The sequence below is a fragment of the Spirosoma foliorum genome, assembly GCF_014117325.1.
Classification (GTDB): Bacteria; Bacteroidota; Bacteroidia; order Cytophagales; family Spirosomataceae; genus Spirosoma; species Spirosoma foliorum.
This window is the reverse complement of sequence record NZ_CP059732.1, coordinates 3,312,992-3,335,171: the sequence shown is the minus strand read 5'-3', so window position 1 is coordinate 3,335,171 and position 22,180 is coordinate 3,312,992. Positions and strand designations below refer to the sequence as shown.

Genomic DNA, 22,180 nt, shown 5'->3' with positions numbered 1-22,180 from the left:
TGGACGTCGGTAGGCTTTGGAATAGGATATGTAATTTGGCCCAACACCCAACGTCTTTGTAAAGTTATATGGCTATAACGGCAGTGTAACAAATAAAGTGCCATTTACTGGCGAAGTACAATTTATACGCGAAAGGCTGTTATCTGTGTAGAGATAACAGCCTTTCGCGTAGTGTAAAACAAATACGATTACTCGTAAATACTACCAGCTGTTTTTTCGACTAATCCTTTGGGGAGCAACCAGGCCATCAGCTTGCCCGCCTTATTCAACAGGCCCGTTACGACTTCAGCTTTACCGGCAAACATGGCATCGACGGCTTGCTTTGCTACATCTTGGGGTGTCATATTGACTTTCTCTGCGGCCTTTCGCCCTTTGTCACCTATCTGCGCGCGATCCACAAAATTGGTGTCGGTAGCGCCGGGGCAAACGCAGGTTACAGATACGGACGTGCGTTTTAACTCCTGGTGCAACCCTCGACTGAATTGAAGGACAAAGGCTTTTGCTGCCGAATATAAACTTAACCCTGGCACAGCCTGATAGGCCGCAGAACTGCCAATGTTCAGAATATAAGCTTTGGATTGTTGACGAAGTTGGGGGAGAAATAAATACGTCAATTCGACCAGAGCCGTCATGTCGACTCGCATCATATCGGTATGCTCGGCCAGAGCGTGTTTCTCGAAAGGACCGCTCAACCCGTAACCGGCATTATTGACCAATACTTGAAGGGTATATTTCTTTTGGCTGCACCAGTCATACACCTGCTGCGCTGCTCCGGCTTCAGCTAAGTCGATAGCAAGAAAATCGGTTTTAATGCCATGCTCACTGGCTAATTGCTGAGCAACTGGTTGGAGTGATGAAGCCGACCGGGCAACTAATAACAAATCGTACTTTTTCCGGGCTAGTTCATGGGCAATGGCCAGGCCAATGCCTCGGCTGGCTCCGGTGATAAGGGCGTAAGCCATAAATAAGTTGTCTGGTTATTAAAGTTATAGGGTTATAAAGTCGTAAAGTCTGCTAATGAACCTTACAACTTTATAACCCTATAACTTTATAACTTCTGGATTAGATGTTGACTTTTGAAATAAAGCGGTGATAGAACGGCGTTTTGCTGTTCTCGTTTTTAGGCATGTACTTGCCCGTAACGACCGGCACATACATAACACGACGACGACTAGCTTCGCCAACGTAAGGCGATTGCTGCGCCCGGTGCCAAAGGCGTCCGTCGTGTACCGAAAGATCGCCAGCGTTCATATCGAACCCAATTTCGTGCTTGTCGGGATCGTTGTCGACGAAGTACTTTTTGCGGAACAACATTTTAAAGATGCCCTGCTTGTGGGTACCCGGAATAACCCGCAATCCTCCGTTTTCGTAAGGAGTAGGGTTGAGGTGAATACCAACGTTTAACATTGGCATGATGCGCTGACCTAAGAAAATGTCGCGGGGGCTATCGGTGTGCCAACCCATCTGCGAGAATTTACTATTCGGTGTGCGAACGTAGTGGTTCAGAATAAGCCCGTCTTTTTCGATTTCAGCAATACGACCTTCGTATGGTTGAAGCAGATCGACAACAGCCTGAAGGCGTGGGTCCTGCAAAAATTCGTGGAGTGCTTTGCTGTGCTGCGACAGGAAACACATCCGTTGAATCATAGGATTGCCTTCTTCATCCTGACCGAATTTTAAGGGTACACCATTTACTTTGTCGCGTCCTTCGGCCAGCCACTCTTTTTCAATTCGCTCAACTTCGCTAATAAAAAGTTTAACTGTTTCGGGTTCAATAAAGTTACGGAATACGATGACGCCATTTTTATTGAAAAATTGGCGTTGTTCCGGAGTAATTGTTTCGCCCAGTTTAAAGGGCGGCAAGTTTAATTTGCTCATATCGGTGGTTTACAAATCGGAAGTTCCGTAGTTGATGCCAACCGGCGACCGTGCTTTGATTGATAGGCTCAGTCTTAATCGGTTTATTAAAGGCCCAAATCTACGAAATTTACAATTTTAGGATTACTTTGCCGCAATTTAATTAATACGACTTTAATTAACGGTTATTCAAGTTATTGTGTCTGGTTTTCTTGATAAAAGGTTGTTTTTGCTGTTAATCAGCTCATTAATGGGTATTCAGGGTACTCTATTGGCTCAGTCGGATAGTATCCCAGTTCCTCGCGAACCTACACCTAATCAATTATTGCGAACACGAAATACGCTAATTTTGCCTTTGGTCGCTCGCTCTATCGAAACCGACTGGTCGATAGGGGTGGCGAGTTCATTTACATTTCGGTTTGGTCATACAGATACACTTACAACTCGTACATCAAATACGCAGGCGCTGGCTCTCTACTCACTGCGAAAACAATTTATTGCGGCCATCAACGGGACCACATATTTTCCGGGTGAGCGAATTATTCTCAACTACCAGCTTTCCTACAGCTATTTCCCCGATAAATTTTGGGGATTAGGTAAAGAGGCCCCTGATGAAAATGAGGAATCTTATACCTTCAAGCAATACTACGCCTACCTGCATTTTCAACGCAAGGTCAAAGAGCGGGTCTTTGCAGGCTTAGTTTACGAATATCAGCGCTTGCTGAGTGTCGACTACCAACCCGGCAAACTTTTCGACCAGTTAGCGGTGCCGGGCCGTAACCCCTACCATATTTCGGGTGCGGGTTTAAGTCTGACCTACGATTCGCGTAACAATGCCTTTGCTCCCGACCAGGGCGGGTTTTTGCAGGTATATTTCAACCACTTTGCGCGCTTATTTGGTTCCGACTTTGGCTACACAAATTACGTAATTGATTTTCGGCGGTTTCTTCGCATCTATCGGCAGCAGGTATTGGCCATACAGGCTTATGGCTTTTTTAACTCAGGAAATGTGCCCTTGCGCAGTTTAGCCAGCTTTGGTGGGTCGAATAGTATGCGCGGTTTCTACGACGGCCGCTTTCGAAGTAAAAATCAGATTGTTGCCCAGGTTGAATACCGAGTGCCATTATTCTGGCGATTGGGCGCCGTTGGTTTCTTCGGTGTTGGGAACGTGGGCGATCACTTCAATGATCTTAATTTTCAGGAGGTTAAGTATTCGGCTGGGGGAGGGGTACGTCTGGCGCTGAACCGCAAAGAACGCCTGAACCTTCGTATCGACTATGGATGGGGATTAGGTCAGAGTTTATCGAACGGACTCTATTTTCAATTAGGCGAAGCGTTTTAATTGTTTCAAACTTAATGTTTCAAGGTCAAGGTTTCATGTTCCAGTTCCGTGTCCGCTTCTACAGAACTTGGACCATGAAACCTTGACCTTGAAACATTAAGTTTGAAACAATTAAACTTTATTTTTTTTCATTCCAACCACTCAGCGCGATCCATTTCCCCAACCGGTATTGTGGATAGGTGAACGCGAAGGCCCCTAGTACATCAATCGTATAATGCACATGCTGAACAAGCAATAAACTCCCAACCAGCAGTGATCCTAATAGAACCCAAAGCCGATCCCACCAACCTCGCAGACAGAGGAATATCAGGAAAATGGTTGATGTATGGCCTGAATAAAATAAGTCTTTTGTGATGTAAACCTTACCATAGAATGCATTCGTGAGCGGATCGATCATTGGTATCAGCCCAACTGGCGGATTGAGGGGGAACAGGTTGATACTGAGCATTCGGGTCAGGGTAATGATGATGTAGCTGTAGATAAACATCATAAATACCGCCGGGCTATGTCGGGCACGAATCAGGATCAATAAGCCTGCTGCCCAGATTACACCAAAAATAATTAGTGAGACATCGTGAGGAGGCAATTGAGCAACTACCCAGTCATTCAAAACCGGGCCGGTATGTTGTTCAATTGTGAGAAAAAAATAATTAAATGAAGACAGTAAAGCAATAATACCAATCATGCCGATAATAAACTTTCGGCGGAAAATGGGTGATTTCCAGGCGGCTTGCCAAATTAAATCACCAGTTGGATCAGGTGTGAGAATTGACATGTACTACAATAAAAGGGCGCAAATTTACGAACCAGACAGATATTATGCTGATCTATTCCTAATCCAACCTAACTAATCAAAAAATAGTTGGTTTTAGGTTAATCTACATTAAATGATATTTTCGTACTATTATCGTTTATACTAAACCGGAAGGGTAATTCGATTTTAAAGTTGATTGCCGAAACGTAGGTTTTAAAACGATCGCTAATATGCTGTACAAGCCTTTCTGATGCGCTACTATTTGGGTTGGGTTGGATTACTTTTTCTGCCAATTCTGGGGCTTGGTCGTTCAATGTCGCACCCGCCAGGTGTGGCTATGCCGCTTGCCGATACGGCGAAAGAAGCGCACCATCGGTTTCAGCTTATTCCGCTGCCGGTAATTTTCTATACGCCAGAAACCAAGATCGCGTACGGTTTATTGGGGGTTTGCCTGTTTAAAACGGATAGCACTGCCCGCACATCCAATGTAGATTTTGCAATCATTCATACGCAAAATGCCCAAACTGTTATTGAGCCAACCTACACCATTTTTACGAAAGGTGAAAAATACCTGATTCGGGGAATGCTCCTCTTTACGAAGTTTCCCGAGTTATATTATGGCATTGGCCCAGGAACGACTGATGACGAGGAAGAGCTTATTTCCTACAAAAGCCTGCGTGCCTACAACCGTTTTTTACGAAGGGTAAAGCCGGGCTGGTTTGTCGGGGTTCAGCAACAGTATTTTAAAACATTTGATATAAGTCGCTCGTCGGATCGGCAACTGCCTGCCCAGACGTTGATTGGTAGCCTGGGAAGTGTTGTGAATGGACTCGGAGTGGCCAGTTTAGTCGATACGCGTGACAACATCTATTCGCCCGTTCGGGGTTGGTATGCTGATGTGTCGTTTATGGAGTATGGTAAGCTGCTGGGTAGTGAATTTGGGTTCACTAATTTCCTGTTCGATATTCGCCACTATCGGTCTCTAACGCCAAATACGGTGCTGGCGGGGCAATTCTATTTAAACCTGAATCTTGGCGAAGTGCCTTTTAAACAGGCCGCTACGTTAGGCGGATCATCATTACTACGAGGTTACTACAATGGTCGCTATCGGGATAACAATGCGGTAATTATGCAGGCCGAGTTACGACAACACCTTTTTGGTCGAATTGGCGGGGTTGTCTTTGCGGGCGTAGGAGATGTCGCACACAAACCTAGCGAATTTGAAGTAGGCGATCTGAAGCCAACAGGCGGGGCTGGTTTGCGTTATCTGATCAGCCGGAAAGAGCATCTGAATGTTCGATTTGATGCGGCCGTCGGAAATCATACTCACGGTTTTTACGTGAATATTTCAGAAGCGTTCTGAACAATAAAAAATTGTTTTTTATCCGACATAGCCTCATAAATTGGGCCGTTGGACGCGTAATAGTCGACCCGTAGTTTCAGTAGTTAGGCAAGAGTTAACTCGATCGGCAAGTGCTACAAAATCAATATCAAAAGTGCATATAATAATGCCAGCGTGTTGAGTAGATTGTTGGTGCAATTTGATGAAATCTTTACGATTTAAGGTTAGTAAGCAGCGATTTATAGACATGGCATAGGCTAAAACTTCGTCATCAGGTATAGCTAAACCAGCCATATCTGTTTGTAATAAGGTTAAAACATCGTGACCCAATTGACGCAGTCGTTCAACGGATGGAGCCGGGAAATTTTCATCGGCAAGGAGCAATGCCATTACTAGCCCTCGTTTTCGGTAATTAGTTGGGCAATTTCGGGCGTATGAGAACGAACATAAGCCCAGGCATTAGCTAAATCTTCTGCTCGTAACGAAGGGTAAGCTTGTAGTAAATGACCATCTGTTGCTCCTAATGAGCGAGCCTGCTCCAAGAGCCAAACGGGTATACGCGTTCGAACAATGCAGGCAGCCCCATTCGCGATGTCTGGATGGCTTTCAATTCCCGGAAATATATCACCTAAGTCCTGAACAATCCACTGTAAAACCTGCGCTTTTTCTGCACGGGTCATACGGCTAATCAGCTTTTCGGTTTCCTGAACAACGGTGCTCATAATTAGTAAAGATAAACAGGAAATCAATATAATCTAAATCATCAACAACCGCCAGACTCCTGAAATCAATAACAGAATCAATCCAATGGGCGTCAGGACTTTCCAGCATAGATGCATCATCTGATCGACCCGAATACGAGGAAACGTCCAGCGGACCCACATCTGTAACAAAACGGCCAGAAACACTTTCGATAAGAGCCAGAACCCACCTGTGAGTTGCCCCCAGAAAGTCCCCGGAGCGCCACTTGTCCAGTCGGCGAGCCGGACAGGGCCGATGTTGGGTAGGGGAGTATTCCAACTGCCCAGGAATAATATCGCGCCTAAAAACGATACCAAGAGCATCATGGCATATTCGGACAAGTAAAGCAGGGCGAACCGCATGCCCGAATATTCGGTATGAAAGCCACCAACGATTTCAGACTCTCCTTCAGGCAAGTCGAACGGAGCGCGGTTGCTTTCGGCGAGTGTGCAAATGAAGAAGATAATGTAAGCGATAAGCAGGAATGGGTTGCGAAAGATGTTCCAGGAGAAAATACCTCCCCAGCTCGTTACATCGATGCCCAGTGCTTTCAGACCAAACAGATAATTTGTCTCTTGCGTATAGATACCCTGCTGGAAACTCAACGTCTGTAAATTGAGCGTCTGGCAAATCATGACAACACACAAAATCGTAAGCCCAAGTGGAATTTCGTAAGAAATGATCTGAGCCACCGACCGCATCGCGCCAAACAAGGAGTATTTGTTATTGGAACCCCAACCGGCCATTAGGATACCCACTACATCGAAAGAGACAATGGCCATGAGGTAAAAAACACCGACTGCTGCGCCCGAGCCTTGTAAATCGGGGGTAAGCGGCATGACGGCAAAACCGGCAAAAACCGATGCAAAAATGAGAGTTGGCGCTAGTAGAAATAGTTTCCGATCGGCAGCCGTGGGAACAATGTCTTCTTTCTGAAGCAGTTTCAGCAAATCGGCGAAGAGTTGCAATAGACCCCATTTTCCTGTTTCCATTGGCCCAAGCCGATCTTGCATAAATGCCGAGACCTTACGTTCGGTATACACACCAACGACTACAAAGCCGGAAGCCATTGCCAGGAAAATAGGGAGTGCAAGCACAATTAGTAATGATGACCGGGTCGCCGGTGCGATTAGGAATGATGAATGATGAATGAGAAGCCCATTAGACCATCATTCATCATTGATAACTCAATTAAAACTCAGCCGTTTTGGGCGCTCTTGGGAAAGGGATCACATCGCGGATATTTCCCATGCCTGTTACGAATAAAACTAGTCGCTCGAAACCAAGGCCAAAACCGGCGTGGGGTGCTGAACCGAATCGGCGAGTATCCAGGTACCACCAGATCGCTTCGGGTTCGATACCTACTTCGTGCATCCGGGCTTCGAGTTTTTCCAGATTGTCTTCCCGCTGCGAACCGCCAATGATTTCACCGATGCCTGGGAACAATACGTCCATTGCCCGAACCGTCTTACCATCTTCGTCCTGCTTCATGTAGAACGCTTTGATTTCGCGGGGATAGTTGGTCAGAATAACGGGTTTCTTAAAATGCTTCTCAACCAGATAGCGTTCGTGCTCCGATTGCAAATCGACGCCCCAGCTTACCTCGTACTGGAATTGGCCTTTCTTGGCAGGCTTCGAATTAACCAGAATGTCGATAGCTTCCGTGTACGTCAGTCGTACAAATTCATTGCTGATGACGAATTGAAGTTTTTCGAGCAACCCGAGTTCACTTTGTTCTTCTTTCTTTTTGGTTTTCTCTTCCTCTTTCAGGCGATTATCCAGGAAAGCCAGATCATCCGCGCAGTGTTGAAGCGCATACCGAATCACGGTCTTGACGAAATCTTCGGCCAGATTCATGTTGTCCTCCAGCTCGTAGAAAGCCATTTCTGGCTCAATCATCCAGAATTCGGCCAGGTGACGCGTCGTGTTCGAGTTTTCGGCCCGGAACGTAGGTCCGAAGGTATAAATCTTACCTAGCGCCATTGCCCCTAATTCGCCTTCCAACTGACCCGATACCGTCAGGTTGGTTTCGCGACCGAAGAAATCCTGGCTATAATCGACTTTGCCATCTTCGGTGAGGGGTGGCTTGGTGGCATCAAGCGTTGTTACGCGGAACATTTCACCCGCACCCTCGGCGTCGGAAGCCGTAATAATGGGCGTGTTGAGGTAAAAGAACCCGTTATCGTTAAAATATTTGTGTACCGCAAATGCCAGCGCGTGCCGAATCCGTAGAATGGCACTGAATGTATTGGTACGCGGGCGCAGGTGGGCTATCTCACGCAGAAACTCCAGCGAGTGACGCTTAGGCTGCAACGGATATTTTTCAGGATCGGCAGGACCGTATATGAGTACATTGGTAATTTTAACTTCAACCGCTTGCCCCGCTCCCTGCGACTCGACCAACTGACCCGTAACAGCCAGGCAGGCTCCGGTAGTAATCAATTTCAGGGTTTCTTCGGGAAGTTGACCGGCTTCGGCTACAGCCTGAATATTATTAATGGTAGAGCCGTCATTGAGGGCTATAAATACGGCGTTTTTACTTTCGCGCTTGGTGCGAACCCAGCCCTTTACGGTCACGGTTGTGCCGACTTGGGCGGTCTTTAATAGTTGCTGAATTGGTAAATAACTCATACTAGAACGGCGACCAGATAGTGGTTGTAGCCGCAAAAGTACGGATTGTCAATTGAAACGCCCACAGACAATTTAATTCCTCAAAAACTCCAATGATTAGTTACGTGCCAATTGCGGCCTTATTTTTGCAGCGAAATACGACACCACTTCTCAACATAATTCAACCGAGTATGTCAATTACGCTCTATATTGTCCGTCATGCTAAAGCAGAAGACAGAGCAATTTTTATGGCTGACCATGATCGTCAGCTAACGCCCGACGGAATTATTGCCGCTGCCCGTATGGGCCGTTATCTGCATCGGAAAGGTGTCCAGCCCGATCAGATGATAAGCAGTACAGCTCCTCGGGCTAAAGATACCGCGAAGGTATTTGCTGAGCAGTTGGGGTTTGATCTGACTCAGATCCAATTAGATGAAAAGCTGTTCGATGGGGGACCAAAGGCCTATCTGGCCGCGATCAATGCGTTGCCACCTTCAACGAAGACAGCTATGATTTTCGGTCATAATCCGGATGTCTCGTATCTGGCTGAATTTCTGACCCATGAGAATATCGGGTCGATGAGCAAAGGGGCCGTGGCTGCGGTTACGTTCGAGACTTCGGACTGGGCAGAGGTTTCTGGCCGGACCGGTAGTTTAGCCTTTCAGATTGGCCCAAAACAACTTGTATAGGACTTACGCAAAAGTGGTAAATTGAAATAAAAAATAGCTTGAAGGTCACCGCACAACTTTACGGACAGTTTCTACTGAGTAGCCAGATCAACTATACGGCTACCTACTTGGCTGATCACCTGGAAGGGATCACCCATGACAATGTGCAGTACTTTCTCAAAGCTAGCCGAGTGGCACCTCGCCAGGTCTGGCAACATGTCCGCCACCAAATTCAACTGGATACCGATGGCTATATCCTCTTTGATGATACCGTGCTCAATAAAGAACATAGTCATAAAATTGAACTGGTTCGTCGGCAATACAGTGGAAATGCTCATGGAATCATCAAAGGCATCGGTGTGGTTAATTGTGTCTACTTCAATCCTAAAATTAATCAGTTCTGGCTCATTGACTACCGTATTTTTAATCCCGATGAGGATGGAAAAAGCAAGTTGGATCATGTGTTGGACATGCTTAACCAACTAGCACCCCGCCAGATCAGTTATCGAATCGTCTTAATGGACAGTTGGTATGCTGTGACCGACCTCTTCAAGTGGCTCATTACCAATGAAAAACTGTTTTACTGTCCTATCAAGAGCAACCGTAAGGTCGATGATTCAGGTGGCAAAGAACCGTATCAACCTGTCAGCTATCTGAGCTGGTCAGCTCAACAGGTGCAGCAGGGTAAGCTGGTTAAAGTACACAAGATGCCTCAAAACACCTATCTTAAACTGTTCCGCGTACTGGTGTCTACCCACCGGACGGACTATATCGTCACCAACGATTTAGCTCAAAATGAGACGAGTGCCGCTGAAGAAAAAAGTGGTATTCGTTGGACAATTGAGCAGTTTCATCGAGAAGATAAGCAGATCACGGGTCTGGAATGTTGTCAATGTCGATTAGCTCGTAGTCAACGCAATCACATTGGCTTAGCGGCTCTGACTTGGTTACGTTTTAAACAGTTGGCTTATCAGACTAAGAAAACGGTTTACCAACTCAAACAAGGCTTATTAGATGCTTACCTTCGTCAAGAGTTGGCGAATCCTTCAGTTGCCTTTGCGTAAGTCCTATTGTAAATGAATAATGGATAATTGATAATGAGTCAAAACGCTGTTTGTGTAATGCCGTTAATTATTCTACATTTTTCATTCTCCATTATTCATTAAACCAATGAATCGTAATCGTCGCATTTTCATTATCGTGTTTATCGTCTTTACAACCATCGTGGCCCTGTTCGCTATTGACATGGCTCGGCGGACGACCGCTCCCTGGAACAAACATCGGGAACTCGAACGAGCGTTACCTGCTAAAGATGGCACAGCCGTTGATACGGCCGCGACGGATACGTTACTTGCTCCTTAACGACTATGCTCCAACTTGCTGCTGTACACCACATTGCCATTATTTGCTCGAATTACGAGGTTTCGAAACGATTTTACACCGAAGTGTTAGGGTTTTCTGTGCTGGGTGAGTATTACCGGACTGAGCGGCAATCGTATAAATTAGATCTGGCGCTGAACGGACAGTATTTAATCGAACTCTTCTCGTTCCCCAATCCGCCGAAGCGCCCCTCCCGGCCCGAATCGGCAGGATTGCGCCATTTGGCCTTTGCGGTGACTGATCTTGATAGTGCCATTGCTCACTTAACGGAAAAAGGCGTAGTTACTGAACCCGTTCGTATCGATGAAACTTCGGGCCGACGCTTTACCTTCTTCGCCGATCCCGACGACTTGCCGCTGGAGTTGTATGAGATGTAAATGCGTAGAGACGCATCTTTGCGTCTCCTCTCGCGCCAGCCACTAGGATCGGATGGTTTGTATGTATTTGGATACTATTGCTGACGCGAGAGGAGACGCAAAGATGCGTCTCTACGTGAGCACACTCTGCAAAACCCTTACCAGCGCATCGACATCCTCTGGCGTGTTGTACAGATGAGGTGCGATACGTAAAACGCGTGCTCGGGCCGATACCGATACATTTTCGTTGAGCAAGGCCTGTTGAATAGCCATTGGATCGGCATGATCGGGTAACCATAAACCAACTAAGTGGTGGCTGCGCCCCGAGCTGCCATTCTCGGGTTCTAAGCGGCAATCCAGTTCTTCCAGTTTCGACCAGGCGTTTGCCATAAGATCTTTGGTATAGGCCTGAATACGGGTGGGTTGCCAGTCGATCAGCTGTGATAGAGCCGTTTCGAGCATTGGCATCTGAAGAAAATGCGTATGCTCGCCTACGTTATAGCGATATGCTTTTGAACGATAGAGAGGCTGGTAGTCCATCAGTCGATGAAACTGGTTGCTGTCGAGCCGATTCATCCAGCCTTCTTCAAGCGGCACGCCATCATCGAAAGCTGGACCAAAATAGGCCAATCCGAGGGAGTAAGGACCCATCAGCCATTTGTAGCCAGCACAAACCAGCGCATCGGGTTGAACGGTAGCCAGATCAAAAGGAAGTGCACCAATCGCCTGAGTTCCATCAATTACCAACCAGGCTCCTACTTCGCGGACTCGCTTACCAATCGCTTCCAGATCAAATCGAATGCCGTACATCCAATGGACGGGTGGCACAACGACTAAAGCGGTACCGCTATCGATAGCGTCCAGTAGTCGTTCATTCCAGATGGCTCCCTTGGGAAATTCGGTAGGCATGCCAACTGTCGTGATTGTCAGGCCCAATTCGGTACTAACACGGTTCCAGGCATATACATCACTCGGAAACTCATCTCCAATAAGTACAATTTTCTGCCCGGCTTGAACTCCTTGTTTAAAAGCCAGATTACGAGCTACTACGGCCATGCCATAGGACACAGAAGGTACGACCGCAATCCGATCTGGATCATCACTATTGATAAGCGTCGAGAACTGTTCCCGAACTCGAATGGCTCCACTGAAAAAATCATCTGGTCGTAATCCGAAGGGATTTGCCTGCTGGCTGAGGGCTGAATGACCAGCTTGTACGACTGCTTTGCTGAAGGGTGCTCGGGTAGCACAGTTCAGATAGTGAATAGTCTCTGGTAAATTAAATTGATCTTTTTGACAAAAAAGAGGATTGGGGTCTGCAACAGGCATAAGTTGTCTGGGATGAAGTAGTTATATGATGAAAGGCTATTCTGGCACGGGGTTTGTTTAGAATATCCTGAAACGTAAACAGTACCATTTTTATGAATACCCTATTGGGCATTGGTTCCCGCGTGCGTCATGCTGAGTTTGGTGATGGCGTAATTATTAATCTGAAAGCCAGTGGACACACCATTACATTTCTCGAGCATGGCGTGAAGATAATCAAATTCGATGCGCCCCTGACCATTATCGAAGCGCTTGAACCGGATGGTGATCTGGTAAGCTTGTTTGATGTTGAGCAGGCGCTCACGCGAGTCCTCCAGAAGTGGGTCGATCAAACTGAACTGGTACCACTCGGCGATAAATGGAAAGGAGGGAAGCTGATCATGAAACCCGGCCGGACTGATTTGGCACCGAAAGAAATGCCAATCGATGCTTTCTTTCATAAAATAGTAATGGTAAGGGATCGGCTACGAGTACTCGAACAACGGGTAAATGCCAGCCAGCTCGATGATGAAGAGAAGATAAACATTCAACAATATATCACCCGGATTTACGGTAGCCTGACTTCGTTCAACCTGCTATTTAAAAATCAGCACCAACAGTTCGTGGGTGAGAAAGCCACCGCTGAGGCCTAGTTTGCTGACGCGTAAGTTGAGAAAAGTAGTTTCAATGTTTCATATAGTTTTGGGTTAGTTAGATTGGGGGTTCCCCGCCGTCGGCTTCGACAGCGGGGACTTTTTTTGACCGGGATTTTAACAAGATTTAAAGGATTTTCTTGATTTTTATTCTCAATTATCAATCTTGTGAATCTTTTAAATCTTGTTGAAATCCCGGTTCCGACTGCGAGGGTGATACTCCTTAAGCGTTTGCTGCAAATAATCCCGGTCGAGGTGGGTATAAATTTCGGTGGTGGTAATTGACTCATGGCCAAGCATTTGCTGGACGGCTCGCAGGTCGGCACCACCTTCAATCAGGTGCGTGGCAAAAGAGTGTCGGAAGGTGTGTGGGCTGATCGTTTTTCTGATCCCCACTTCCTCTGCCAGCTTTTTGATGGTTGTAAAGACCGTAATCCGCGATAGTTGTTTACCCCGTAGATTCAAAAAAATGGTGTCTTCGTCGCCCTTTTGAACCTCCAGTTGAGTACGCACATGCTCGACATATATGCGGGTGTAATGCATGGCGTCCTCGCCGATTGGTACCAGCCGAACTTTGTCGCCTTTGCCTAGAACGCGCACAAAGCCTTCGGTAAAAAAGCAGTTTGTCAGGCGCAGGTTGAGTAGCTCCGTTACCCGTAAACCCGAACTGTAGAGAACTTCGAGCATAGCTCGATCGCGGGTTCCACCAGGAGTCGACAAGTCAATAGCAGCCAGCATATCTTCAATTTCGGGGAAACTGAGTGTATCCGGAAGCTTGCGCCCTAACTTAGGCGCTTCTAACATTTGCGTTGGATCGCGATCAATCAAATTTTCGAGCAGCAGGTACTTGAAAAACGACTTGATTCCCGATAGCATCCGGGCCTGACTATGAGCCGTTAGCCCTAATTCGCCAAGATATTTCAGGAAATTCATCAACTCTTTTTCCGTCACCTGCATAGGTGTTCTGGCCGGATCAGTCAGCAGAATGTACTCATGGAGTTTCTCGGCGTCGTGCAGATACGCTTCCACTGAGTTTTCGGCTAATGACCGTTCGAGTTTGAGGTAGTTCTTAAAGGCGTTTATATAACTTTGCCACACAGATAGATTTACGATTTACGAAGTACGAGTTACGATGTAGAGCTCCGAATTAGTAAATATCGTACCTCGTAAGTCGCAACTCGTAAATCAAGTACATGAAACAAATTCTCATTATCAACGGCCCCAACCTTAACCTATTGGGTAAGCGTGAGCCAACTATTTATGGTAACCGATCTTTCGTTGAGTACCTGGAAACCCTCGAAGCGAAGTTTCCGGAGGTGCAACTTCGCTATTTTCAGTCGAATCACGAAGGCGAACTGATTGATAAAATCCACGAATTAGGTTTCGACATCGATGGAATCGTGATCAATGCAGGCGCTTATACGCATACGTCTATTGCCATTGCGGATGCTCTGTCGGCAGTAACAGCCCCAGCTGTAGAGGTGCATATCTCGAACGTTCACGCTCGTGAGTCGTTCCGGCATCACAGTTACCTTTCTGCAAAATGCAAAGGCGTTGTTGTGGGTTTGGGGTTGATGGGGTATGAAATGGCGGTGAGGTATTTAATGGATGTATGAAGTAGGATATAGGATATATTTTTTGCAAATCATACATCATACATCATACATCATACATCATACATCATAAATGATCACCTTCTATCCTGGCCCATCGAAAGTTTATCCGCAGGTAGCTGAGTATGCTGCCGAAGCAATACAACAGGGCATTGTGAGCCTTAATCACCGAAGTGCAGGCTTTATGGATATCGTGAAAGAGACGGTGCAGCTACTTCACGAAAAGCTCGATATTCCGGCCGATTACCACATTGCCTTGGTTTCGTCGGCGACGGAATGCTGGGAAATTGTGGCTCAGTCGCTGACTGCCGAAACGAGCTTACATCCGTATAGTGGGGCCTTTGGGAAAAAATGGGCTGAGTATGCATATCGAATCAAGCCCCCTACCAACCTAAATGAAGCCGATGTATTGTGTATCGTTCAAAACGAAACGTCCAATGGCACACAGGTGACGATGGAAACGCTGGCCCAGTTCAGGCGGGATTTCTCTTCGCTGATTGCGGTCGATGCGGTTTCGTCGATGGCGGGCATTGCTTTTGACTGGACGCTGGCCGATGTTTGGTTTGCGTCTGTACAGAAATGTTTCGGACTTCCAGCAGGCTTAGCCGTATTGGTGTATTCGCCAGCTGCGCTCAAACGAGCCGAGGAAATTGGCGAGAATAACCACTATAACAGTCTGTTATTTATCCACGAAAATTTTTCGAAGTTTCAGACGCCGTATACCCCGAATGGGTTGGGCATTTATATGCTGATGCGCGTTCTACAACAGGTGCAGCCGATTGCCATAGTCAATACCCTGACAAAAAAACGGGCCGCCGATTGGTACGCCTTTTTTGAAGAGGCCAGCTTGACCCTTGATTCACCAGCTTTCAAGCTATTGATCAATGATCCTGCTACTCGTTCAGATACAGTGATTGCCGTAGAAGGTTCTGAAGCTGCGATAAAGGCTATTAAAGCTGCCGCTCAGCAGGCGGGTATAACTCTCGGAAATGGGTATGGCGACTGGAAAAATACAACCTTCCGTATTGCTAATTTTCCGGCTATTTCTGATGAAGAGATTGGAACTTTGAAAAAGTTTCTGGAGTCATATAAGTAACGTGGACGGAAGTCCGCGTAGCCGAAGGCTAACTGGTAAAGTATAAAACATAATTAGCCTTCGGCTACGCGGACTTCCGTCCACGTTACATTGTGATCAATTTATCGTTATGTTCAGCATCAGGGAAGTTATTTCCGTTACACTCATATTATTCTCGGTAATTGACATCGTTGGGTCGTTGCCGGTATTGATTGACCTTCGTAAAAAGACGGGGAAAATAGAATCGGAGCAGGCTACGTTTGCTTCGGGGGTGTTAATGATTTCGTTTCTGTTTGTTGGGGAAGAAATTCTGAAACTATTCGGGGTCGATGTCGCGTCGTTTGCCGTGGCAGGGGCGTTGATAATTTTCCTGATCGGTCTGGAGATGATTCTGGGACGAACCATTTTCAAATCAGAAATAGCTTCGGGTGGTGCCACCCACATTGTACCGATTGCGTTTCCGTTAATAGCCGGGGCTGGTACGCTGACAACCATCATTTCGTTACGGGCTGAATACCAGACACTCAATATAATTATCGGGATTATTTTAAACCTGATCCTGATTTACGTAGTTCTGAAATCATCGGGCTGGCTAGAAACCCGTCTCGGACAGGGTGGGCTGGATGTACTCCGTAAAATATTTGGAATCATTCTACTAGCTATTGCTATTAAGTTATTCAAAACGAATTTGATTGCTGATTTCTGATTCTATAATCAGGACGTTCAGTTTGTGTTCATACAGGAATTCAAAATAGCCTTTTGTCAGAAGACTAATTCTGGTAAAAGGCTATTTTTTGTAAAAACGCCTGTTTTTCAGGGAATCAGCCCTGTTTTTAAAGGTACTAACTGCTTCTATACACTTTTTTATTAATAGACGCTTAAAATTATAAAGTGATAAATTTTTTGCCCGAATGTTGTATTTTATAGGATTGGGCGAATTAAAATTATAATATTTCCTGAAAAACAGTAAAAAGTATGGTTATAGGGGTTCTTGGCCTTTATATTTTATTGTAAAGCCGTATTATATTTGCCGAAAGTCTAGTGAAGAAACCCCTATTCAAAATAATCCACTGTACATCATGGCAAAATCGAAGTTAGAGTACATTTGGCTCGATGGCTACAAGCCCACCCAAAGCCTACGGTCCAAAACTAAAATTGAGGACGATTTCTCAGGCAACCTTGAAGACTGCTCGATGTGGTCGTTTGATGGATCTTCAACCGAACAGGCTGAAGGTGGTAAGTCAGACTGTCTGCTGAAGCCAGTTTTCATCTGCCCTGATCCACAGCGCAAAAACGGTTATCTGGTTATGTGCGAAGTACTGAATGCTGATGGTACTCCTCACGTGACTAATGGTCGTGCTACGATTGAAGACGACGATAACGATTTCTGGTTTGGTTTTGAACAGGAGTACTTCCTGTGGGACATGAAAATTGATAAGCCACTGGGCTTCCCAGCCGAAGGCTTCCCAACTCGCCCACAAGGTCCTTATTATTGCTCGGTAGGCGCACAAAATGCGTATGGCCGTTACATTATTGAAGAGCATCTTGACGTTTGCCTCGACGCTGGCCTGAACGTAGAAGGTATCAATGCTGAAGTAGCGACCGGACAGTGGGAATTCCAGATCTTCGCGAAAGGCGCTAAAGCTGCTGGTGATCAAATCTGGGTTGCCCGTTACTTACTGGAGCGTATCGGTGAAAAATACGGTATTTCAATCAACTGGCATTGCAAACCCCTGGGCGATACCGACTGGAATGGTTCGGGTATGCACGCTAACTTCTCAAACTCAGTACTACGTACATCGGGTAGCAAAGAAGTTTATGCAGCCATCTGTGAATCGTTCGGTAAGACACCTGAAGTTATCAAAGAACACATTGATGTGTACGGAGCTGATAACCACCTGCGTTTGACCGGTAAACACGAAACGCAGTCTATCGATCAGTTCTCGTACGGTATCTCTGACCGTGGTGCTTCGATCCGTATCCCAATTGCTACGGTAGAACGCGGCTGGAAAGGTTGGTTAGAAGACCGTCGTCCAAACTCGGCTGCTGATCCATACAAAGTAGCTGCAGTTATCATCAAGACCGTTAAATCGGCTGATGTGGTAGCGGCATAAGCTAACATACCTGATTATACAAAGCCCGACTGCGTGAGTGGTCGGGCTTTTTTTTGTTATCCATTGTAATCTGTCGTGAAGGCGTGTAAGTTTGGCAAATAGTTTAACCTAAAACCCTTTAACTAGTCAATGTCCAATTTCCGTTTTAAAGCCCTTGAGATTGCCCAAAACCGTCAGGCTATGCAGGTAGCTGCTCCTACTGAACGTGTTGGCGATTTTTTTGGAAGTTATACGTTTAATAATGAAGTAATGCGGACGCTGCTTTCGCCCGAAGCGTACCTGAAAGTAACCGAAGCAATCAATACCAATGGTCAGATCGATCGGGGAATTGCCGATGAAGTAGCGAGTGCTATGAAGTCGTGGGCCACATCGAAAGGAGCAACTCACTATACGCACTGGTTTCAGCCGTTAACGGGCGAAACCGCCGAAAAACATGATGCTTTTTTCGATATTACCTTCGATGGTAAAGCGGTTGAGAAATTCAAAGGAAGTGCCTTGGTGCAACAAGAACCCGATGCTTCGTCATTTCCGAACGGTGGCTTGCGAAATACCTTCGAAGCGCGGGGCTATACCGGCTGGGATCCCTCATCGCCCGCTTTCCTGATGGATAACGGAGCGGGTGGGAAAACACTCTGTATCCCGTCTGTTTTTATCTCGTACACCGGCGAAGCGTTAGATTATAAGACCCCTTTGTTGAAAGCACTCAATGCCCTGGATAAAGCGGCAACGGCTGTTTGTCAGTACTTTGACCGGAATATCACGAAAGTAACGCCAACCCTCGGACCAGAGCAGGAATACTTTGTGGTCGACCGAGCTTTATTTTATGCACGCCCTGATTTGGTACTAGCTGGCCGAACGTTATTTGGGCACGCACCCGCCCGTGGACAGCAATTAGAAGATCACTATTTTGGGTCAATTCCTCCTCGCGTCAATGCCTTCATGGTGGACTTTGAGTTCGAGTCAATGAAATTGGGAATGCCTGTCCGTACGCGCCACAATGAAGTAGCGCCCGGTCAGTTCGAGGTGGCACCAACGTTTGAGGAAGTCAATCTGGCTGTCGATCATAATGCGCTCCTGATGGATTTAATGGAGAAGATCGCTGAGAAGCACAACCTGAAAGTGCTCTTTCACGAAAAACCGTTTGCAGGCGTCAATGGTAGTGGCAAGCATAACAACTGGTCGATGGGAACCAATACGGGGGTTAATTTGCTGGCTCCCAGTACCAAGCCCAAAGAAAGCCTGCGATTCCTGACATTTCTGGTAAACGTAGTGAAGGCTGTACACGATAATGCAGATTTGCTTCGGGCTAGCATCGCATCGGCTGGTAACGAACACCGCCTTGGAGCTAATGAAGCGCCACCCGCCATTGTGTCTATTTTCCTGGGTGAAGCCTTAACGCAAGCACTTAACGACCTGGAAACCAAGTCGGAAGTGACGGTTAACAAAGGAGACAATGTCTATTATAAACTAGGATTGAATCGAATTCCCAGCCTGATGCGTGATAATACAGATCGGAACCGAACATCACCTTTTGCCTTTACGGGAAACAAATTTGAGTTTCGGGCGGTGGGTAGTTCGGCCAACTCGGCATCGACAATGACTGTTTTGAATGCCATTGTCGCTGATCAATTGAATAAGTTCAAATTTGATTTGGATGCACGATTGGCGAAAGGAGAGAAGAAAGAACTCGCCATTGTCGATATTTTGAAAGAATACTACGCCAATAGCAAACGAATTCTATTTGAGGGCAACGGCTACTCCGACGAGTGGGTTGAGGAAGCAGCTCGCCGGGGCTTATCAAACATTAAGTCATCGCCAGATGCCCTAGGCATTTTTGTGCAACCCGAGTCACTGGCACTTTTCGAGCGAACAGGCATCATGAATCATGCTGAAGTTGAATCGCGCTACGAAATCGAACTTGAGAAATACATCAAAAATGTACAGATCGAGTCGCGGGTGATGGGCGATTTAGCGATGAACCATGTCGTTTCGACCGCGCTAAAATACCAGAATAAACTGGCTGAAACCGCCCGCAATCTGGTCGAGCTGGGCATGACAGCTGAAGCCGAACCGATTAAGGATATTCTACGTGAAATTTCGACGCGCGTTATGGTCATCAAGAAAGGTGTAGAAGCCATGATTGAGTCACGTAAAAAGGCCAATAACGTACTTGATACAGGTGAACGCGCTAAACTCTACGCCACCGAAGTAAAAGATCATTTTGACCTAATCCGCTATGAAGTAGATAAGCTCGAAGAGGTCGTGGACGATGAAGACTGGCCACTAGTCAAGTACCGAGAATTGTTATTTGTGAAGTAGTCAGACCGCGCGGGCGGCCCCGCCAGGATTTTTATGATTGGACCGACTGACTATGATTTAGCTAATAAGCTTTCGTTGAAAGCGAAAATCACATTTTTCCAATCATAGTCGGTCAGTCCAATCATAAAAATCCCGGTCCTAAATTATAACCCTGTGAATTCCAGCTCAGATATTCTTCATGACCTTGCTGCCTTACCGCATCGAGGCACTGCTACGCCAGAAGGGGCTGAAGCAGCACGACTCCTTCAATCGCATCTGACAGAGATGGGAGCTTCTGTACGAACAGAGCCCTTTCAGACGCCCAAAACCTATGTAACCATTGTCTACTGGTTGATTGGCGGGTTGCTTACTGGCTTGATCTTACTGCCAGTTACGGGTGTTGCTGTTGGCTTTGTCTGGTATTTTTTCTGGATGGCCTGGAAGTACTTCAACTGGCGTTATTCATTCATTGTCCGATTTCCAATACAACACACGGCAACGAATGTTATTGGAAAATGGGAAGGCAGTGGAGCGGGAGAAAATCGACGAAAAGTAATCCTGATGGCACACTACGATACAGCCCCGGTATCGTTTCTTTATAGCCCAAAACAACAGGCAAATTTTCGAATCTCCTTACTTATTTCGCTCTGGCTAATGCTTCTGGCAGCTTCGTTGGCTACCCTCGAAGTATTCAAAATTGGGCTTCCCTACCTAACCTATGTTCGCTATGGGCTCATAGGCTATTTTAGTTTACAAGCTATTGTAGGTACAGCGGGCTACTGGCTTAAAGGCTATACCAATGGCGCTAGTGACAATGCGACCGGTGTAGCTGCTGCATTAGCCACCGCCGACCGACTTCGGGAAGCGAATTTACCCGACCTGGATTTGGAAGTTGTCCTAACCAGTGCCGAAGAAGTGGGTATGATTGGGGCTCACGCGTATGTCGAAGCTCATAAACGGGAATGGAAACGAAGCCAGACACTAGCGATTAATTTCGATACCCTCGGCGCTGGGAAACTGACCGTTATTGAGCAAACGGGTACCGCCGAATTAATCCAGTATAAAAACGAACCTACGCGTTTGGCTCGGCAATTGATTGAAAATGACTTTTTTAAAAACCGCGCACAGATAGGCCGCTGGCATACCGCCGACTTCGATAGTGTATGGTTTGTACGAAACCGTATTCCTGTCTTAGCCTTATGTGCCTTAGATGCTGACGGACGAATGCCCCATATCCACCAGCCCGACGACGTATTGGCAAATGTCGATAAAGCACCCATCGATACGGCGATCGATCTTAGCGAAGCAGTGGTTGTAGAGTGGTTGAAAAATCAACCTGCTAAGTAGAATTACAAACTTTTTTGCTGTTGGTTGGTACTAAGATTTAGAAATTGCTCCTAAAGTAGGTTGGCTAATTGGGGTAATTACCACTTAAGGTTCGTTCATCATTGTTCATTAACCCTTACTTTTGTCAAATGGCTACTTATAAAAACGAAGGGTTCGACCCAGAAGAAATCAGCGCACTCAAAGAGGAGTGTAAGCAGGAAGGTAAATCGTTCGTTATTGTAGAAGACGACGATTTGGATACACTGGACGAGGGAGAATGTGTGCATATTCAGTTTCCTGGCCACTATCAGGGAGAGGAAGTTATTTTCGATACGCTGGTTTATACGCTTCGGCTGCATCATAGCAGCTTAGTTTATGAAATGGCTGTTGAACAGGTTCGGAAGACCTTTCCAGAATACGTACCCCCCGAAGAACGTAAACCCAACTACAAAATCGATCCTGAGCTGGAGGAAGAAGCCGAAACGGCTTTAACCGAAATTATTGAGGAAATCGAAGAATTGGAGACCGTCAAAGTACAGGAACACGTTGAAGTCGATGCCCAGTCTGACTACGGTATTGCGCTGGACGTTTGCCTGAACGTCGAAGAAATCACCGACGACGTTATTGAGGACTTTATTGGCCACTTTAAATCAAATACACTCTCGCTCGATACCACGCTGTATTCATTCTCCAGCGAAGAGGAAGAAAACTAAATGAATAATGGATAATGTAAAATGAATAATAAG

23 protein-coding genes are annotated in these 22,180 nt (G+C 46.3%); 14 read left to right on the top strand and 9 right to left on the bottom strand.

Going from position 1 to position 22,180, the window contains the following annotated elements; all coding sequences use genetic code 11:
• Positions 1–188: 188 nt before the first annotated feature.
• Both H3H32_RS13960 and H3H32_RS13955 read right to left on the bottom strand, forming a co-directional pair.
• Positions 189–962: an SDR family NAD(P)-dependent oxidoreductase gene (locus H3H32_RS13960; RefSeq protein WP_182463288.1), complete on the bottom strand. Its 774-nt coding sequence runs from the start codon at positions 960–962 to the stop codon at positions 189–191.
• Between the two features lie 100 nt (positions 963–1,062).
• Positions 1,063–1,878, bottom strand: coding sequence for a phytanoyl-CoA dioxygenase family protein (locus tag H3H32_RS13955; RefSeq protein ID WP_182463287.1), 816 nt, complete (start codon positions 1,876–1,878; stop codon positions 1,063–1,065).
• A gap of 229 nt (positions 1,879–2,107) precedes the next feature.
• Between H3H32_RS13955 and H3H32_RS13950 the strand changes: the two genes are divergently transcribed.
• Positions 2,108–3,199 (top strand): BamA/TamA family outer membrane protein, encoded by a 1,092-nt coding sequence (locus H3H32_RS13950; protein ID WP_182463286.1) that lies wholly within the window; start codon positions 2,108–2,110, stop codon positions 3,197–3,199.
• Between the two features lie 118 nt (positions 3,200–3,317).
• Here the strand turns inward: H3H32_RS13950 and H3H32_RS13945 are convergent, their stop codons facing one another.
• A complete protein-coding gene (locus H3H32_RS13945) occupies positions 3,318–3,974 on the bottom strand; it encodes a phosphatase PAP2-related protein (protein ID WP_182463285.1) in 657 nt (218 codons plus the stop codon).
• 229 nt (positions 3,975–4,203) lie between these two features.
• Between H3H32_RS13945 and H3H32_RS13940 the strand changes: the two genes are divergently transcribed.
• On the top strand, positions 4,204–5,316 hold the full coding sequence (locus tag H3H32_RS13940) for a BamA/TamA family outer membrane protein (protein WP_182463284.1): 1,113 nt from the start codon (positions 4,204–4,206) through the stop codon (positions 5,314–5,316).
• Positions 5,317–5,349: 33 nt separating this feature from the next.
• On the opposite strand, the gene H3H32_RS13935 is transcribed toward H3H32_RS13940, so the two are convergent.
• The 4 genes from H3H32_RS13935 to asnS all read right to left on the bottom strand — a co-directional run bounded on the left by H3H32_RS13935 (position 5,350) and on the right by asnS (position 8,667).
• Positions 5,350–5,685 (bottom strand): DUF5615 family PIN-like protein, encoded by a 336-nt coding sequence (locus H3H32_RS13935; RefSeq protein ID WP_182463283.1) that lies wholly within the window; start codon positions 5,683–5,685, stop codon positions 5,350–5,352.
• A 2-nt stretch (positions 5,686–5,687) separates the two neighbouring features.
• On the bottom strand, positions 5,688–6,017 hold the full coding sequence (locus H3H32_RS13930) for a DUF433 domain-containing protein (protein WP_182463282.1): 330 nt from the start codon (positions 6,015–6,017) through the stop codon (positions 5,688–5,690).
• 33 nt (positions 6,018–6,050) lie between these two features.
• Positions 6,051–7,133, bottom strand: a complete 1,083-nt coding sequence (locus tag H3H32_RS13925) for a complex I subunit 1/NuoH family protein (RefSeq protein WP_182463281.1) — start codon at positions 7,131–7,133, stop codon at positions 6,051–6,053.
• 94 nt (positions 7,134–7,227) lie between these two features.
• Complete coding sequence (gene asnS, locus H3H32_RS13920; RefSeq protein ID WP_182463280.1) at positions 7,228–8,667, bottom strand: asparagine--tRNA ligase; 1,440 nt, start codon at positions 8,665–8,667, stop codon at positions 7,228–7,230.
• A gap of 170 nt (positions 8,668–8,837) precedes the next feature.
• Here asnS and H3H32_RS13915 point away from each other — a divergent pair, with 170 nt between their 5' ends.
• The 4 genes from H3H32_RS13915 to gloA2 all read left to right on the top strand — a co-directional run bounded on the left by H3H32_RS13915 (position 8,838) and on the right by gloA2 (position 11,071).
• Positions 8,838–9,335, top strand: coding sequence for a SixA phosphatase family protein (locus H3H32_RS13915; RefSeq protein ID WP_182463279.1), 498 nt, complete (start codon positions 8,838–8,840; stop codon positions 9,333–9,335).
• Positions 9,336–9,373: 38 nt separating this feature from the next.
• Positions 9,374–10,378, top strand: coding sequence for an IS701 family transposase (locus tag H3H32_RS13910; RefSeq protein WP_182462186.1), 1,005 nt, complete (start codon positions 9,374–9,376; stop codon positions 10,376–10,378).
• Positions 10,379–10,484: 106 nt separating this feature from the next.
• Positions 10,485–10,676 carry a hypothetical protein gene (locus H3H32_RS13905; RefSeq protein ID WP_182463278.1) on the top strand — a complete coding sequence of 64 codons (192 nt, stop codon included), beginning with the start codon at positions 10,485–10,487 and terminating at the stop codon, positions 10,674–10,676.
• 5 nt (positions 10,677–10,681) lie between these two features.
• Complete coding sequence (gene gloA2 / locus H3H32_RS13900; RefSeq protein ID WP_182463277.1) at positions 10,682–11,071, top strand: SMU1112c/YaeR family gloxylase I-like metalloprotein; 390 nt, start codon at positions 10,682–10,684, stop codon at positions 11,069–11,071.
• Positions 11,072–11,182: 111 nt separating this feature from the next.
• Here gloA2 and H3H32_RS13895 read toward each other — a convergent pair whose 3' ends face one another.
• Positions 11,183–12,379, bottom strand: coding sequence for an aminotransferase class V-fold PLP-dependent enzyme (locus tag H3H32_RS13895; protein ID WP_182463276.1), 1,197 nt, complete (start codon positions 12,377–12,379; stop codon positions 11,183–11,185).
• Positions 12,380–12,471: 92 nt separating this feature from the next.
• Here H3H32_RS13895 and H3H32_RS13890 point away from each other — a divergent pair, with 92 nt between their 5' ends.
• Positions 12,472–13,008 carry a DUF8685 domain-containing protein gene (locus tag H3H32_RS13890; protein WP_182463275.1) on the top strand — a complete coding sequence of 179 codons (537 nt, stop codon included), beginning with the start codon at positions 12,472–12,474 and terminating at the stop codon, positions 13,006–13,008.
• A 177-nt stretch (positions 13,009–13,185) separates the two neighbouring features.
• Here the strand turns inward: H3H32_RS13890 and xerD are convergent, their stop codons facing one another.
• On the bottom strand, positions 13,186–14,106 hold the full coding sequence (gene xerD / locus H3H32_RS13885) for a site-specific tyrosine recombinase XerD (protein ID WP_182463274.1): 921 nt from the start codon (positions 14,104–14,106) through the stop codon (positions 13,186–13,188).
• A gap of 95 nt (positions 14,107–14,201) precedes the next feature.
• Here xerD and aroQ point away from each other — a divergent pair, with 95 nt between their 5' ends.
• The 7 genes from aroQ to H3H32_RS13850 all read left to right on the top strand — a co-directional run bounded on the left by aroQ (position 14,202) and on the right by H3H32_RS13850 (position 22,147).
• The gene (gene aroQ / locus H3H32_RS13880; protein ID WP_182463273.1) at positions 14,202–14,624 is read left to right on the top strand and encodes a type II 3-dehydroquinate dehydratase; all 423 of its coding nucleotides are present in this window, start codon (positions 14,202–14,204) and stop codon (positions 14,622–14,624) included.
• A gap of 70 nt (positions 14,625–14,694) precedes the next feature.
• Positions 14,695–15,717 carry an aminotransferase class V-fold PLP-dependent enzyme gene (locus H3H32_RS13875; RefSeq protein ID WP_182463272.1) on the top strand — a complete coding sequence of 341 codons (1,023 nt, stop codon included), beginning with the start codon at positions 14,695–14,697 and terminating at the stop codon, positions 15,715–15,717.
• Between the two features lie 109 nt (positions 15,718–15,826).
• Positions 15,827–16,402: a MarC family protein gene (locus tag H3H32_RS13870; protein WP_182463271.1), complete on the top strand. Its 576-nt coding sequence runs from the start codon at positions 15,827–15,829 to the stop codon at positions 16,400–16,402.
• A 373-nt stretch (positions 16,403–16,775) separates the two neighbouring features.
• A complete protein-coding gene (locus H3H32_RS13865; RefSeq protein ID WP_182463270.1) occupies positions 16,776–17,810 on the top strand; it encodes a glutamine synthetase beta-grasp domain-containing protein in 1,035 nt (344 codons plus the stop codon).
• Positions 17,811–17,939: 129 nt separating this feature from the next.
• Positions 17,940–20,129 carry a glutamine synthetase III family protein gene (locus H3H32_RS13860; protein WP_182463269.1) on the top strand — a complete coding sequence of 730 codons (2,190 nt, stop codon included), beginning with the start codon at positions 17,940–17,942 and terminating at the stop codon, positions 20,127–20,129.
• Between the two features lie 153 nt (positions 20,130–20,282).
• Positions 20,283–21,455, top strand: a complete 1,173-nt coding sequence (locus H3H32_RS13855) for a M28 family metallopeptidase (protein WP_240543766.1) — start codon at positions 20,283–20,285, stop codon at positions 21,453–21,455.
• Between the two features lie 128 nt (positions 21,456–21,583).
• Positions 21,584–22,147, top strand: a complete 564-nt coding sequence (locus H3H32_RS13850; RefSeq protein WP_182463268.1) for a hypothetical protein — start codon at positions 21,584–21,586, stop codon at positions 22,145–22,147.
• The last annotated feature ends 33 nt before the right edge of the window (positions 22,148–22,180 follow it).

Excerpts from the sequence above, each read along its gene's own strand:
- H3H32_RS13960 (WP_182463288.1), bottom strand. The coding sequence starts at position 962 with ATGGCTTACGCCCTTATCACCGGAGCCAGCCGAGGCATTGGCCTGGCC.
- H3H32_RS13955 (WP_182463287.1), bottom strand. The coding sequence starts at position 1,878 with ATGAGCAAATTAAACTTGCCGCCCTTTAAACTGGGCGAAACAATTACT.
- H3H32_RS13950 (WP_182463286.1), top strand. The coding sequence starts at position 2,108 with ATGGGTATTCAGGGTACTCTATTGGCTCAGTCGGATAGTATCCCAGTT.
- H3H32_RS13945 (WP_182463285.1), bottom strand. The coding sequence starts at position 3,974 with ATGTCAATTCTCACACCTGATCCAACTGGTGATTTAATTTGGCAAGCC.
- H3H32_RS13940 (WP_182463284.1), top strand. The coding sequence starts at position 4,204 with ATGCGCTACTATTTGGGTTGGGTTGGATTACTTTTTCTGCCAATTCTG.
- H3H32_RS13935 (WP_182463283.1), bottom strand. The coding sequence starts at position 5,685 with ATGGCATTGCTCCTTGCCGATGAAAATTTCCCGGCTCCATCCGTTGAA.
- H3H32_RS13930 (WP_182463282.1), bottom strand. The coding sequence starts at position 6,017 with ATGAGCACCGTTGTTCAGGAAACCGAAAAGCTGATTAGCCGTATGACC.
- asnS (WP_182463280.1), bottom strand. The coding sequence starts at position 8,667 with ATGAGTTATTTACCAATTCAGCAACTATTAAAGACCGCCCAAGTCGGC.
- H3H32_RS13915 (WP_182463279.1), top strand. The coding sequence starts at position 8,838 with ATGTCAATTACGCTCTATATTGTCCGTCATGCTAAAGCAGAAGACAGA.
- H3H32_RS13905 (WP_182463278.1), top strand. The coding sequence starts at position 10,485 with ATGAATCGTAATCGTCGCATTTTCATTATCGTGTTTATCGTCTTTACA.
- gloA2 (WP_182463277.1), top strand. The coding sequence starts at position 10,682 with ATGCTCCAACTTGCTGCTGTACACCACATTGCCATTATTTGCTCGAAT.
- H3H32_RS13895 (WP_182463276.1), bottom strand. The coding sequence starts at position 12,379 with ATGCCTGTTGCAGACCCCAATCCTCTTTTTTGTCAAAAAGATCAATTT.
- H3H32_RS13890 (WP_182463275.1), top strand. The coding sequence starts at position 12,472 with ATGAATACCCTATTGGGCATTGGTTCCCGCGTGCGTCATGCTGAGTTT.
- aroQ (WP_182463273.1), top strand. The coding sequence starts at position 14,202 with ATGAAACAAATTCTCATTATCAACGGCCCCAACCTTAACCTATTGGGT.
- H3H32_RS13875 (WP_182463272.1), top strand. The coding sequence starts at position 14,695 with ATGATCACCTTCTATCCTGGCCCATCGAAAGTTTATCCGCAGGTAGCT.
- H3H32_RS13870 (WP_182463271.1), top strand. The coding sequence starts at position 15,827 with ATGTTCAGCATCAGGGAAGTTATTTCCGTTACACTCATATTATTCTCG.
- H3H32_RS13865 (WP_182463270.1), top strand. The coding sequence starts at position 16,776 with ATGGCAAAATCGAAGTTAGAGTACATTTGGCTCGATGGCTACAAGCCC.
- H3H32_RS13860 (WP_182463269.1), top strand. The coding sequence starts at position 17,940 with ATGTCCAATTTCCGTTTTAAAGCCCTTGAGATTGCCCAAAACCGTCAG.
- H3H32_RS13850 (WP_182463268.1), top strand. The coding sequence starts at position 21,584 with ATGGCTACTTATAAAAACGAAGGGTTCGACCCAGAAGAAATCAGCGCA.